14 protein-coding genes are annotated in these 13,738 nt (G+C 69.8%); 10 read left to right on the forward strand and 4 right to left on the reverse strand.

What is annotated here, in order from left to right:
* From AC1DUE_RS10110 to AC1DUE_RS10125, 4 genes are all read left to right on the forward strand, one after another.
* On the forward strand, positions 1 to 366 hold a 366-nt coding region (locus tag AC1DUE_RS10110), incomplete at its 5' end, for a response regulator transcription factor (protein ID WP_477039286.1).
* A gap of 440 nt (positions 367 to 806) precedes the next feature.
* The gene (locus AC1DUE_RS10115) at positions 807 to 2,096 is read left to right on the forward strand and encodes a DUF2254 domain-containing protein (RefSeq protein ID WP_477039455.1); all 1,290 of its coding nucleotides are present in this window, start codon (positions 807 to 809) and stop codon (positions 2,094 to 2,096) included.
* 241 nt (positions 2,097 to 2,337) lie between these two features.
* Complete coding sequence (locus tag AC1DUE_RS10120; RefSeq protein ID WP_477039287.1) at positions 2,338 to 2,769, forward strand: hypothetical protein; 432 nt, start codon at positions 2,338 to 2,340, stop codon at positions 2,767 to 2,769.
* Between the two features lie 4 nt (positions 2,770 to 2,773).
* Entirely contained in the window at positions 2,774 to 4,261 is a 1,488-nt protein-coding gene (locus AC1DUE_RS10125; protein WP_477039288.1) for a multicopper oxidase family protein, read from the forward strand.
* 121 nt (positions 4,262 to 4,382) lie between these two features.
* Here the strand turns inward: AC1DUE_RS10125 and AC1DUE_RS10130 are convergent, their stop codons facing one another.
* Complete coding sequence (locus AC1DUE_RS10130; protein ID WP_477039289.1) at positions 4,383 to 4,901, reverse strand: GNAT family N-acetyltransferase; 519 nt, start codon at positions 4,899 to 4,901, stop codon at positions 4,383 to 4,385.
* A gap of 364 nt (positions 4,902 to 5,265) precedes the next feature.
* Here AC1DUE_RS10130 and AC1DUE_RS10135 point away from each other — a divergent pair, with 364 nt between their 5' ends.
* Positions 5,266 to 5,820, forward strand: coding sequence for a hypothetical protein (locus tag AC1DUE_RS10135; protein ID WP_477039290.1), 555 nt, complete (start codon positions 5,266 to 5,268; stop codon positions 5,818 to 5,820).
* A 127-nt stretch (positions 5,821 to 5,947) separates the two neighbouring features.
* Here the strand turns inward: AC1DUE_RS10135 and AC1DUE_RS10140 are convergent, their stop codons facing one another.
* The 3 genes from AC1DUE_RS10140 to AC1DUE_RS10150 all read right to left on the reverse strand — a co-directional run bounded on the left by AC1DUE_RS10140 (position 5,948) and on the right by AC1DUE_RS10150 (position 8,262).
* Complete coding sequence (locus AC1DUE_RS10140) at positions 5,948 to 6,529, reverse strand: dihydrofolate reductase family protein (RefSeq protein WP_477039291.1); 582 nt, start codon at positions 6,527 to 6,529, stop codon at positions 5,948 to 5,950.
* Positions 6,530 to 6,568: 39 nt separating this feature from the next.
* Positions 6,569 to 7,810 carry a catalase family protein gene (locus AC1DUE_RS10145; RefSeq protein ID WP_477039292.1) on the reverse strand — a complete coding sequence of 414 codons (1,242 nt, stop codon included), beginning with the start codon at positions 7,808 to 7,810 and terminating at the stop codon, positions 6,569 to 6,571.
* Positions 7,811 to 7,887: 77 nt separating this feature from the next.
* Positions 7,888 to 8,262 (reverse strand): hypothetical protein, encoded by a 375-nt coding sequence (locus AC1DUE_RS10150; protein ID WP_477039293.1) that lies wholly within the window; start codon positions 8,260 to 8,262, stop codon positions 7,888 to 7,890.
* A 233-nt stretch (positions 8,263 to 8,495) separates the two neighbouring features.
* On the opposite strand from AC1DUE_RS10150, the gene AC1DUE_RS10155 reads away from it, so the two are divergent.
* The 5 genes from AC1DUE_RS10155 (at position 8,496) to AC1DUE_RS10175 (ending at position 13,717) form a co-directional block, all read left to right on the forward strand.
* The gene (locus AC1DUE_RS10155) at positions 8,496 to 8,915 is read left to right on the forward strand and encodes a hypothetical protein (RefSeq protein WP_477039294.1); all 420 of its coding nucleotides are present in this window, start codon (positions 8,496 to 8,498) and stop codon (positions 8,913 to 8,915) included.
* Between the two features lie 52 nt (positions 8,916 to 8,967).
* On the forward strand, positions 8,968 to 10,185 hold the full coding sequence (locus AC1DUE_RS10160; RefSeq protein WP_477039295.1) for a hypothetical protein: 1,218 nt from the start codon (positions 8,968 to 8,970) through the stop codon (positions 10,183 to 10,185).
* Positions 10,167 to 11,561: a Dyp-type peroxidase gene (locus tag AC1DUE_RS10165; RefSeq protein WP_477039296.1), complete on the forward strand. Its 1,395-nt coding sequence runs from the start codon at positions 10,167 to 10,169 to the stop codon at positions 11,559 to 11,561. Before AC1DUE_RS10160 ends, AC1DUE_RS10165 begins: the two co-directional genes overlap by 19 nt.
* A gap of 34 nt (positions 11,562 to 11,595) precedes the next feature.
* Entirely contained in the window at positions 11,596 to 13,368 is a 1,773-nt protein-coding gene (locus tag AC1DUE_RS10170) for a peroxidase family protein (RefSeq protein WP_477039297.1), read from the forward strand.
* Positions 13,369 to 13,510: 142 nt separating this feature from the next.
* Entirely contained in the window at positions 13,511 to 13,717 is a 207-nt protein-coding gene (locus AC1DUE_RS10175) for a dodecin family protein (protein WP_477039298.1), read from the forward strand.
* Positions 13,718 to 13,738: the final 21 nt, after the last annotated feature.

The following is a 13,738-nucleotide window of genomic DNA, read 5'->3' on the forward strand; positions in this document are numbered from 1 at the left end:
GGGTACCTGTCCAAGGCGCTGCCCGCGCGTGAGCTCGTCGCGGCCCTGGAGGCGGTGCACGCCGGTGAGGTGGTGATCAGCGAGGTCCCGGGCCGCGCGCGTCCGGCGAGCGGGCTGGACTGGCCCGGGCGCGGGGAGGGGCTGACCGATCGGGAGGCCGAGATCCTCGCGCTGATCACGCAAGGAAAGAGCAATGCCGACGTCGCCGCGCACACCTACCTGAGCCCGAACACGGTGAAGTCCTACATCCGCTCCGCCTACGGGAAGATCGGCGTGGAGAGCCGGACGCAGGCGGTGCTGTGGGGCGTCGAGCACGGCTTCCTGCCCGACCACCGCCGCATCGACCACTGGCGCGGCGGCCCGTAGAGGGCCAGGTGTAGCTCGCCGTGACGTGTGAACGCGGTCTGAAGAGACGGCGCTGCCGATGCCGGTGTGGGGTCGGTGGTGGTTGTAGTGACGCAGCCAGGCGGCGCAGGTAGCTGCACGGGCTTCGTCATTGACGTAGGCCGTGGCGTAGGCCCTGGGCGGGCGCGGATCCAGAACGCCGCGGCGGTCTACTTGCGCTCGTCGGAAGGGTCTCGGAGTAGGCCAGCCGGGAGTGGTCGTCGACGGCGTGGTGGATGAACCGGTATCCGCGTGGGGTCGCCGCTCCGGCCCGGGCTGCGCGGTCCTTGGCGACACCGACTCCCTGCCCAGTGCGGTGTGTGCCCCCGTGCGGCTGCCGTCGCGGGCGATCGATTGTGGGCATACGTTCAGTTCTTCATGGGCGTGCAAGGCTGCTCGCCCTCGGCGATGGGCGGTACCGCATGTGGCTCCACAAGCTGTGGCTGACGGTCCGCAACAGCCTGTGGCTCGTGCCCGTGCTGTTCGTTCTCGGTGGCGTCGCGCTGGCGCTGGTCACCATCACCATCGACCGCCGATTCGACTACTCGCTGATCCCGACCTCCGTGGTGGGCGGCCCGGAAGCCGCGATCGCCACGCTCTCGGTGGTCGCGGCCTCCATGGTCAGCATGGCGGCATTGGTGCTGACGATCACGATGGTCGTTGTCCAGCTGGCGATGGGACAGTTCTCTCCCCGTATCGTGCAGCGACTGCTGCGGGACAAGCCCAGCCAAAGCGCCATCGGGCTGTTCGTCGCGACATTCGCCTTCGCGATCGTCGCGCTGCACGAGGTGACGTCCAACGGCGACGGCACCGGCCATGTGCCCGGGACCGCCGTGCTCACCTCGTTCGTGCTCGTCATCATCAGCATCGCGATCCTGATCGTCTACGTGCACCACATCGGGCAGTCGCTGCGGGTCTCCAGCCTGATCGAGCTCGTCGGCGAGCAGACCCGCAAGCTCCTGGACGAGATCTACCCAGACAAGGGAGAAGGCGCCCCGGAGGACGGCCGGCGTCTGCTGCGTGCGCCGCAGTCGGGTGTCGTCACGGTGATCGGGTACCAGCATCTGGTGGACGAAGCCACGAAGGCGGGCTGTGTCCTCGAGCTGCTGCCCGCGCTCGGTGAGTTCGTCCCGTCCGGGGCTCCGCTGTTCCACGTGCACGGCGAGCCAGTCGACCTCGACGAGCGCAAGGTCAATGAGGCTGTCGTCCTGGGTCTCGAACGGACGCTCGATCGAGACGCGGCGTACGGGTTGCGCCTGCTGGTTGACATCGCGCAACGCTCGATGTCCGACTCCCCGCTGCAGGACCCGACCACCGCGGTGCAGGCGATCGACCGCCTGCACGACTGCCTTCGTCAGATCGCCCGGCGGCCGTTGTCGGACGGCTTGTACCGGGATGCCGACGGCGAGATTCGACTGATGGAGCCGGTGATGGACTGGGAGGCCTACGTCCACCTCGCCTTCGACGAGATCCGCATCGTCGGCGCCACGTCGCCGCAGGTCTCCCGGCGCCTCACCGCTGCACTGAGCGACCTCGCCGATGTCGCGCTGCCAGACCGCGCGGCTGCCCTCGAGCGCCAGCTCGCACTGCTGGGCGAGACAGTCCGGGAGTCAGTGCCCCGGGCCGGTGATGTTGAGGTCGCGCTCGGAGCCGACCGCCAAGGCCTCGGTGTCGCCGCGGGCGACGGAGAGCGTCGCCCGTCGCGCGGGTAGGAGAAAGCGGCGCGACGCTCGTGCGGAAATCCCGAGCTCCAGACAACGCGAGCGGCGGGCGGCCGCATCCCAGAAGAAGACCGCCGACTCTCGGACGGCTCGAGGGCCAAAACCGCAGTCGCGGGGGTGGATTTGTCGGAAATGGGGTGTCCGACGGCGCCTTTCGGAGCATTCTTGTCTCCAGCGTGGCCATCCCGACCGCGCACCCCTTGGGCATCCATGTTCGAGAGAGAGACACGCCATGAAGACTGCGTATCGGGTCCTCGCCTACCTCGTTGCTGCGGGCGTCTTCATCCAGGCCGGTCTGATCGCCCTGGCCTGGTTCACCGCCATCAACGACGTCGACAACGGAGCGATCATCGACTCGAGCTATGAGGGCAACTTTGCGCACTCGGCGCACGGCACGGTCGGGATGATGGTGATCCCGCTCGTTGCGATCCTCTTGTTCATCATCTCGTTCTTCGCCAAGTTTGCCGGCGCCGTGCGGTTCGCGGCGATCATCCTCAGTCTCGTCGTCCTGCAGGTCGTCCTGGCGTTCGTCGCGTTCGGCGCCCCGGTCGTCGGCGCCCTGCACGGGATGAACGCGCTCGTGATCCTGGGCCTGAGCATCACCGCCGCGCAGCGGGTTCCGCGAGTGAAGTCGGCGCCCGCGCCGGCTGACGCCCTCGCTTGACGGCATGACGGAGCAGGCGGCCCTTCGACGCAGGCGACAGGTCGTTGCCAGCGTCGTGGCCGCGCTGCTCGTCGTCGCTCCGCTCGCGTGGTTCTGGTGGACCAGCCTCGTTCCGGCACACGCGTCCGTGATGGACATGGGCTACGAGGACCTGGGCGTGGCGACCACGACGACGCACGGGCACGGCGGCTCCGACGTGGGCGGCCCCACGGTGAGCGTCGCCGACCTGACAGGACCGGCCGACGGCGCCCCGGACGTCGACGTGACGCTCACGACGGACCGCGGCGACGTCGAGCTCGCCGACGGGCGCAGCGTGCCCGGCTACACGGTCAACGGGTCGTCGCCAGGACCGACCATCGACGCGACCGTCGGGGACCTGGTCCAGGTCACCTTGGTGAACCGGTCGGTCGCGGACGGAGTGACGTTGCACTGGCACGGCGTCGACGTCCCCAACGCGGAGGACGGCGTCGCGGGTGTGACGCAGGACGCCGTGCCGGAGGGCGGCCAGCACGTCTACCGCTTCGTCGTCGACGACGCGGGCACGTACTGGTACCACTCGCACCAGGTGTCGCACGCGCAGGTCCGCGGGGGACTGTTCGGTGCGCTCGTCGTGCACCCTGTGGCGGCCGCCGATCACGACGTCGACGTCGTGGCGCTCGCGCACACGTACGGCGCGACTCCGACGGTCGGCGGGAACCCGGGCCCGATGCGGGTGCCGGCCGACCCCGGGGCGACTGCGCGGGTCCGCGTGATCAACACGGGTTCGGGGGTCCTGCGCGTCTGGGTCCCAGGCGCGAGCTACCGTCTGCTCGCGGTCGACGGGCGCGACGTGAACGGCCCCGGCGCGATCGATGGCCTGGCGGTCGTCGTGGCCGCAGGCGGCCGAGCAGACGTCGAGGTCGCAGCCCCGGACGACGGCACGGCGGTGCGCGTCCGGCTCGGGTCGCTCTCGGTGCTCGTCGGCGGCGGCGACGCCGTGGACGGCGCGGATCCGCGCGCCACGCTCGAACTCCTCGACTACGGGACGCCGGCTGACGTCGGCTTCGACCCGCAGGCGGCCGATCGACGATTCACGTACGCGATCGGTCGTCGGCCCGGATTCGTCGACGGTCTGCCCGGACTGCAGTGGACGATCAACGGGCACACGTATCCCGACGTCCCGATGTTCATGGTGAGCGAGGGCGACGTGGTCGCCATGACCATCCGCAACTCGAGCGGTCAGCCGCACCCGATGCACCTGCACGGGCACCACCTGCTCGTCCTCTCCCGCGACGGCCATCCGTCGAGAGGTAGCCCGTGGTGGGTGGACTCGCTGGAGGTCGAGAACGGCCAGACGTACGAGGTCGCATTCGTCGCCGACAACCCCGGGGTCTGGATGGACCACTGCCACAACCTCCCGCACGCGCAGCAAGGGCTCGTCGCGCACGTCGCGTACACGGGGGTGACCGAGCCCTTCCGGCTGGGTGGCGACTCCGACAACGATCCCGAGTGACTCGCTGTCCCGGCGGCCGCGCGGGCGGCGGCTCAGCCGGTCCGAGCAGCGGACTCGGTCTGCGAGACCTCACCCTGGCCGAGGACGGCCCTCACGTGCGTCCTGGGTGCCGAGGCGGGGGTCAGCCCAGCGCAACGGCACTTTGGAACCCGAGCGGCGTGAAGCCCAGGCGGGCCGCAAGTCGGTCTGACGCCGTGTTCCCTACTCTGCTGCGCCACTGCACGACGAGATCCGCGTTCAGCGCCTCCGTCATGGCCGCCACCGATGCTGCCGCCGCGTAGCCGCGTCCGCGTTCGGCCGCATCGGCAGCAACGCCGATGTGCGCGATGTGCGCACCCCACTGCTCGTAGCCGGCGATCGCGCCGATGGGGCCTGCCGGCGTGACTGCTCCCCATCGCTGCGCCATGGAGGAGAGTCCGCTCTCGTCCCACTCCTCGGCGTGGATGCTCGATCGGAGTTGATCGACCATGGCTGGCTCAACACTCGTGATGGGGATGCTCGGCCGCTCGACTGGACGCCCATCGCGAAACGCGAGCATGGCTGTGCCGATGGGATGCGGGTCGAACTCCCCGAGCCTCGCGGCCACGGCTGGCGCATCGAGGAGAGCCGGCACTCCGAGACGTTCGAGCACGAGCGTCACGCGCGGGGGTGCGACGACCACGCAGGACTGGCCAAGTCGGAGGACCACGACGGCGGTCGCCGCCTCCCGTGGGAAGAACTGAGTCCCCGCTGAGGTCAGTGCGTCAACGGGCAGGGCGAGCCGCTCGGCCCATCCCACCTGGACGCGCCTCAGTCCGGAGGGTGACAGGCCCGCGGAAGGCGCCAGAGCGGGGTTCGACGACACACGCGTCATCGTGCCAGGGCGAGCGCGTCGCACAGTGTCGGTGTTCTCGGAGCGCCGCGCGCGAGGCCTACCCGCGACCGACGAGCTCACCGCGTGGCCGCACGGCGCTGACCCACGACTCGTCCTGGTGCTATTCCGTTTGTGGGGGACTCTCGCCATCATGAGGTTGAAGACGGAGGCGATCCCGATGGGCATCGTTCGACGGGCCGCAGTGGTGATGGTGTCGATCCTTCTTGTCGCGGGGTGCACGGCGACTCCGCCCCCTGCCGTGGAATCGACGACCGCGATCCCCGCGGCGGAGCCGGGTTCGTTGCCCTCGCCTACGCCGGACGGGACGGTGGAAGGGTCCGAACTCGTCACGATAGATACCGACGTGTACGGACTTCTGCCGGTTGCGGATTCACCGGACTCGATCGTTGCCTGGGCGGAGGACTACTGCGAAGTCGCGAACCTCTCGCCGTGCACGGGTGTTGCGGATCGCGCCGTTGCCATGTGCATCGAGAGACGGGACTGCCACCCGGCCGTGCTCGTTCCGTTCGACGAGGGAACAGCCGCATTCCTCTTCGGCGGTAATTTCCAGGACTCTCAGGTGATCGCAGTATGGCGTCCCGAATCCGACCCGGATGTCGCGCAGTACGGCGGCGCACGGAAACTCCTTGAGGCCTACCTTCACACCGTCGAGGTGTACCCGAACCCGGCGGTTGGGAACAGCTAGCCGTCAGCCCGAAATGCCCTCAGACCCCGCGCACGGACATCTCGGTGCGCGGACCGGCTCCGGCGAGAGTTCTCCTTTGGCCCGGTGCGAGGCAGGCACAGCGATCAGCGGGGCCAGGCCGCCAGGCTCAACGGCGCACCTGGTAGCGCACGTGAAGCACGCCGGTGCCCTGGATCACCGCGTCGGGATCCTCCAGCAGCTGCTGTGCGTGCACCGACCCGAAGTAGCGCTTGCCGGACCCGAAGACGACGGGCGCGACGTCCATGCGCACCTCGTCGACCAGGCCCGCGGCAAGGACCTGGCCGCCGACGTCGCCGGCGGCGACCTCGACGGTGCGCTCACCCGCAAGCTCTCGCGCGGTGGCCATGGCGGACTCGACGCCGTCGACGAAGTGGAACGGCGCCTCGGGGTCCCAGCCGTCGGGCGGCGGCCGGTGGGTCACCACGACCACGTGGTCGATCCCGCTCGGAGGCTTCCCGTCCCAGCCGTCCGTCAGGTCGAAGACGTGGCGGCCGACGAGCGTCACCCCGATCTGGTCCCAGTAGGGCCGGGTGTAGTCGAAGGACGTCTGCGACACCGTCAGCGCGCCGCTCTCGTCCAGCGGGACGTCGCCGCTGGTCAACCACTCGAAGAGCGGACCGGGCTGGTCGTTCTCGTCCGCGATGAAGCCGTCCACGGACACCGAGCCGTACATGACCACCTTGCCCATAGGGCTCTCCTCTCCTGGGCCGCACCTGAGTACCGGGTTCTACGGGAAGCGTTCGTCGCCCGTCGGCTCGTAGTGCGGCACCGCGTTCATGCTGTGCCGCAGCTGCGACAGCTCCCCGTACATCCGCTTCCTCACGCGGCTCTGGTTGCCCAGCGGACGGTGCTCGGCGATCGTGTGCCACGGGTTGTACGACAACCGCTTCGCGAACTCCATCTGCGCGGGGGAGTCGAAGGTCTGCCTCGGCAGGCGGAGCGTGGCGACGGGCACGCGCGGTGACAGCTTCTCGGGCCAGAGCACGCCGGCGTTCTCGATCGGCATGAGGTGCGGGTCGGTCTGCATCTGTATACGCACCTCCAGCTCCACGTCCCCCTCCGCCAGCGACGTGACCATCGCCTCGCGCAGGTAGTCGTCGGGCGGACGGAACGGCAGACGCGGGACGCGAGTCCTCGTGCTCGACGTCGGCCAGACGGAGTAGGACATCGCCTGCCCCTCGCCCATCAGATACGGCACGCAGCTGAAGTAGGGCGCCTCGAACGGGCTGCTCTGGGTCTTGGTGTAGAGCCCCTGCATGACCATGTCGAGCACGTGCGGAGCGCGCAGGTTCAGGAAGTAGAAGAGCTGCGCGTTCTGCACGCTCCAGCGCTGGAGCGCGGCGTTCGCCCTCGCGTCGGGCGTGACGAAGGTCGGGGTCGAGACACCGAACATGTCGAGCGTGTGCCGCTCGTCCTCGAGCAGCTTCGGCCCCTCGACGCCCATGAGCTTGATGCTGATGCTCAGGAAACCGACGTCGTCGATGTCCGGCGTGATGTACGGCCCCGGCCCGGAGAAGCGCACCCACGCCTTGAAGGTCTGCGGCTTCGCGTAGATCCCGCGCCGCATGTGCTCGGGCAGGTCGTCGTGGACCGTGAACTCGCCCCGGCAGATGCCGTGCGTCTTGGTGTTGCCGCCGCGCTCGACGCCGCCGGGCTTCCACAGGTCGGTCATCTGTTGCGTGAAGCTGCGCACGATCGAGTCGGTGAAGGCTTCCTCGTCGGCCATCATCCTTTCCTGGGCGATCCTCAGGTGCTGGTCGCGGCGCTTGACGTTGATGACCGAGGTGGTGAGCCGCTCGAGCCGGGTCTTCAGGAGCGCGTCGAAGGCCGGGCGGACGAACGGGTCGAAGCGGCGTTCCAGCCGGAGCAGTGCCCCGCTGGTGTCGGCGACGAAGTCGCGCCAGGCCACGCCGGTGGCGGCGCGCGGCTGCGGGCGGCTGGCGTTGGAGCTCGTCGTCGGGGGGTTCACGACCGGCAGCCTCGAAGATCCGCCCAGCGTGTGTCCTGGCCGTCGGATCGCATCAGAGCCTCTCGAGGCGGCCGCCCTCAGTCGCGGGCGGCGAGGATCGCGAGCGTCGTGTTGCCCGAGGAGATGAGCGCGGTGGTGACCGCCGCCCGTCGCGGAAGGTCGCCGCGGATGCCGGAGACGACGGCGGACACGGTGTCCGAGGCGTGGATGAGGATGGCGAGGCGGGTCAGCCTGCGTCGCGAGGCGTCGTCGGCCGCGAGCAGCTCGACACCGATGAGGATCGTGCGGATGCCGAACATGCGGAACGGGTACATCCCCGCCCGGGCGGCCTGCTCGTCCGGGGACAGCCGCCGCAGGAGCACCTGGGGAGCCAGGAGGCCGAGGGTGCCGTTGACGATGCGGACCACCGCCAGGATCTGACCCGAACGGCGTGCCACGGTCGATGTCGCCATTGCGTCTCCCCTGATCGAGTCCCGTGCCACGTTGGCATCGGTGCCGGTCGCTGTCAACGCCCAGTCGGCGCCGTCCGGTATCGCCCGGTTCACACCTTTACAAGGCTGGGCGGCCGGGCCAGTCTGGAAGGCGATCAGGCCGAGCTCGATCCACCGGCCTGCGGGCGGGGGGAGGCCTGACCGTGTGGGGCAGGACTGCGACACGTGAGCGGACGACCACCGAGGCCACCCTGATGCGGCTCGGCAACCTGCTCCTCGACGAGCTCTTCCGTGCAAGTCCACCAGGCCCCATCCCCAAGGGAAAGCTGCGTGGGACCGTTCTGGCGTTTCCCGGGACGCGGGCGGTGAAGCCCGTCTCGAGAGTTGCTCGGGCGTTGTTCTGGCAGGGGAAGGTCGTCGACGCGCAGCAGGCCAGCCTGAAGAATCTGGTGAGCCCGTTCCGGCTGCCGTTGATCAAGGCGACGTTGTCCACCGCGGACAGCTGGGTCGACGGCGACCCGATCGTCCTCATCGACTACTCGCGCACCTCGCTGGTCGCCCGCATGGTCCGCGACGAGATCCGTCTCGTCGGGCCTGGCCTGTACCTCGGTGTCGTGTTCTTGTGGCGCTGGCGCGTCGGCTGGTTCACCCTCCGGCAGCGGGGATCCAAATAGCACTCCGAGCTGGCTCGCGACGGGTGGGGCACGTGGTCGCAGAGGGGGTTCCATGCCGGCACAGGTAGCGGTGTGCGTCCAGGCAGAGCTCGACGCGGACCGCGAGCAGGCCGCTCGGGACTACCTGGAGCAGATCAGCGGCGACGACTTCGACGCCCTGGGCACCGTGCACTTCGCCCGCGCCTTCGTCCTCGACCGGGTGCTCGACAACGGAGGCCGTCCGATCCCGTCGTCGATCGTGTACATGGCCGACGTGGATGGTTCGGCAGACGGGCACTTCCGAGCGCTGCCGTCCGACATCCACGCGCTGTTCGAGCACTGCCTGGGCTACCCGAGCGCGACCGGCGCAGCGCGCCTCGTGTGGCTGCACGAGCACTCCCTGCGGCCGGCCGCCTACTACCGGCACACCGCCGATCGCCCGGTGGACCAGATCAAGCGCGAGGCGTACCTGCGCGAGGAGGTCGAGGTCGTCCTCGACGAGCTGGGTGCCGGCACGCACACCTCGGTCGACGAGGTCACGCACACCGTGTACCGCGCGATGAAGCGGCGCCCCGACCTCTCGTGGGCGATCCGACGGCCGTCGAGCCCGGGGCTCGCCTACGGGGTGGTCCGGATCGCGACGCTCGTCGCCCTCGTCGTCGGCCTGCTCTTCGCCCTCCCGTTCGTCGGACCGTTCCTCGTCGCGTGGGTCCTCGTCGTGCGGTTCCTGGAGCTGCGGGACACGCAGGAGAGCGGAGCCGTCGACGTCGGGCACGTCGAGGCGGTCCGCCGCTACGAGGACCACGGGGTCCAGAACCCGTTCACCGGCGTCGGGTTCGTCAAGCCCGGAGTGGTGCGTCGTCTCACCATGCGCGGCGCGCTGCTCGGGCTCGACCTCGCGTTCCGTCTCGTCATGTACCGCGACAACCTGTCCGGGGTGCGGACCATCCACTTCGCCCGGTGGCAGCCGGTCGACGGCGGCCGCAGGTTCATCTTCGCCAGCGCCTACGACGGCAACCTCGAGAGCTACATGGACGACTTCATCTCCCGGCTGGCCTGGGGCATCAACCTCGTCTTCAGCAACGGCGTCGGCTTCCCGCGGACGCGCTGGCTGTTCTTCGGCGGCGCCAAGGACGAGATCGCCTACAAGCACTACCTGCGCCGCCACCTGGTGCCGACCGTGCTGTTCTACTCGGCGTATCCCACGCTCGCCGCGATCCACATCGACCGGAACGCGGACGTCCGTCGGGCTCTTCGCGCCCAGGACCCGCGATGGCTCGAGGCGATGTGAGCCCGGCGACGAGCGAGCTCCTCGACCTGCCGGACGTCCAGGGTCTGGTGGTGCGCGGCTACGGGAAGCTCCCGTCCGCGGCCTACCTGCTGCTGCACGCGCCGACGCCCGACGGGCTCCGCCGGTTGACCCGATGGGCCGCGTCGCGGGTCACCACCGGCGACGAGAGTCCGACCGACCAGGCGATGAACGTCGCCCTGACGCACGACGGGGTGCGCAGCCTGACCGAGTGGGACGACCTTCCCGACGGGTTCTCCGAGCCCTTCCGCACGGGGATGGACACCGAGTACCGCAACCGGATCCTCGGCGACACCGGGACGAACGATCCCCGCGGGTGGCTGTGGGGGCGCTCGGGTGCAGAGCCGATCCACCTCCTGCTCCTCCTGTATGCCCAGGACGCCCCGACTCTGGCCGAGCTCGTCGCCGAGGTCAGCGGCGAGGCCGAGCAGGACGGTGTCCGGGTGCAGCGGGTCCTGCCGGCCGACGACCTGAGCGACCGGGAGCCCTTCGGGTTCAGGGACGGGATCTCGCAGCCGACGATCGCCTCGGTCACCGGCGGGCACAACCCCGCCGAGGCGCTCATGCCGGGCGAGTTCGTGCTCGGCTACGGCAACGAGTACGGCCAGCGGTCGGAGCGGCCCTTGCTCCCGTCGTCCGCGGACCCCGAGCGGATGCTGAGCCGCGACCGCTCTGGCGCGCCGGACCTCGGGCGCAACGGCACGTACCTCGTGTTCCGCCAGCTCCGGCAGGACGTCGAGGGCTTCTGGGGCTACGTGAACGCGGCGGCCGACGGGAACGCGGCCGAGGCCGAGCACCTCGCGGCGCGCATCGTCGGCAGGTGGCCCGGCGGGGCGCCCGTGGTGCTGGCCCCCTCGACCGACGACCCCGCCCTCGCGGACGCCAACGACTTCGGATACCACCACGTCGACGCCGGTGGCCAGCGCTGCCCGGTGGGTGCGCACGTCCGGCGCGCCAACCCGCGGGACTCCCTGCCGCCGAGCCCCGGGACGGACTCCTCCCTGCGCGGTGTGCGGACGCACCGACTGGTCCGACGGGGCCGGACGTACACCGACGACGGTGAGCGCGGCCTCTACTTCGTGTGCCTCAACGCCAATTTGGCCCGGCAGTTCGAGTTCGTGCAGCACGGGTGGTTGAACGGCAACGCGTTCGTCACGCTCGACGACGCGGACGATCCGCTGGTCGGCTCGAGGCTGAGCGGCCCGTCGTCGTTCACCGTCCCCGGGCACCCCGTCCGTCGCCGGTACCGGGACCTCCCGCAGTTCGTCCAGATGCGCGGGGGCGCCTACTTCTTCCTGCCCGGCCTCAAGGCACTCCAGTACCTCGCAGCCCGTCCGCGTCGCGGTCCGGTTGCTTAGCAGGCACGTCAACGACACGGATTCCGGGGGAGCGATGCGGCAGCAGTCAACGTTCGGCAAGGTCGTCGAGTGGTTCGACAAGCGGTTCAGGTGGCACAGGTTCCCGACGTTCCTGGGGGTCCTGGCGCTCATCGGCATCCGGAACACGCTCCGCGCCCGCAACCTGTTCAGCACGACGAAGGGGTCGGGCGTCAAGGCGCCCGTACCGGCTCCGCCACGCCACCTCGTCGCCCGCACGACGGACGGCTCGTACAACGACCTGGCGCACCCGGCCATGGGGATGGCGAACACGCGGTTCGGCCGCAACGTCCCGCTCGAGCTGACCAAGCCCGAGGTGGCGCCGCGGCTGTTCACCCCCAATCCCCGGACCATCAGCACCGTCCTGCTCCTGCGCGACGAGTTCAAGCCCGCGACGACACTGAACGTCCTCGCGGCCGCGTGGCTCCAGTTCGAGACGCGCGACTGGTTCAGCCACGGCACCGACATGGAGCACCCGATCCAGGTGCCGCGCCCGCCGGGCGACGACTGGCCGGCCGACCCGATGGAGTGGCCGAGCACGCCGAAGGACCCCACCAACCACGCGACCGACGGGTCGGCGACGTTCGTCAACACCGAGACGCACTGGTGGGACGCCTCCCAGATCTACGGGAGCCTGCCGGAGTTCGAGCAGGCCATCCGGACCGGCACGGGCGGTCGCGTGCGGATCGGGGCCGACGGCCTGATCGACGTGGACCCGGCCCTGTTGGGCACCTCGGGTGGTCGGGACGGGTGGTGGGTGGGCCTGGAGCTCATGCACACGCTCTTCATGCGTGAGCACAACGCGATCTGCGACCGGCTCGCGGCGTCCTACCCCTCGTGGAACGACGACCAGCTGTTCGAGAAGGCCCGGCTGATCAACGCGGCCCTGATCGCCAAGATCCACACGGTGGAGTGGACGCCCGCCATCCTCGGGCACCCCGTGCTGCACATCGCGATGCGCGCCAACTGGTGGGGTCTGGCCGAGGAGCGGGTGCACAACCTGGTCGGCCGGCTCAGCTCGAGCGACCTGGTCAGCGGCATCCCGGGCTCGCCGACGGACCATCACGGAGTCCCGTACGCCATGACCGAGGAGTTCGTCGCGGTGTACCGGATGCACCCCCTGATCCCCGACGACTACGAGATCCGCGACGCGGTCACGGGCGCCGTGCGGGAGAACCTCGCGTTCACCGACCTGCACGGGCTGAGCTCGCGGCCTGTCCTGCAGCGAGCGTCGGCGTCCAACGTGTTCTTCTCGCTCGGTGTCGCCAACCCCGGGGCCCTGCGCCTGCACAACAGCCCCCGCTTCATGCACCGGCTGGATCGCGCCGACGGCAAGCAGATCGACCTGGCCGCGATCGACGTCCTGCGCTCGCGCGAGCGCGGCGTGCCTCGCTACAACGACTTCCGTCGCCTGATGCACATGGCACCGGTGCGCAGCTTCGAGGAGCTGGGCGACGACCCCGAGACGGTCGCGCAGCTCCGCGAGATCTACGACGACAACCTGGAGGACGTCGACCTGGCCGTCGGCATGCTCGGCGAGCCGCTGCCCCGGGGCTTCGGGTTCAGCGACACCGCCTTCCGCATCTTCGTGCTCATGGCGTCGCGGCGGCTGAAGAGCGACCGGTTCTTCGGCGCCGACTTCAACTCGAAGACCTACACGCCCGAAGGCATGGCCTGGATCGACGCCAACGACATGTCGTCGGTCATCGTGCGGCACTACCCCGAGCTCGCACCGGCCGTGCGGGGCGTACGCAACGCGTTCGCGCCCTGGCCGCTGCCCGCCTCGTAGAAGGGCTCGACCGGGGCGGGCCGGAAGCCGAGCCCGGACGCTGGTCGACGACAACCCGCCGCCGGCTCAGGTCGCCGAGTGGTGGTCGCAGGGCAGCAAGGCCACGATGAGTGTTGGGCAACGAGCGATGTCGAGGTGACCCATGAGCGTGTACCGAGTGATCGACGTGATCGGGACGAGTGCCACGTCCTGGGAGGACGCGGCCGCGGAGGCGATCCGCACAGCAGGCGGGTCGCTCCACGACCTCCGGGTGGCCGAGGTGGCGAAGCAGGACGTCGTCGTCGGCGACGACGGATCGCTTGTGTACCGGACCCGGCTCCAGCTGTCGTTCAAGTACAAGCCGGAGTAGGCGACCGAGGACCCGGCGCGC

Source organism: Cellulomonas sp. P4_A2 (genome assembly GCF_056402515.1).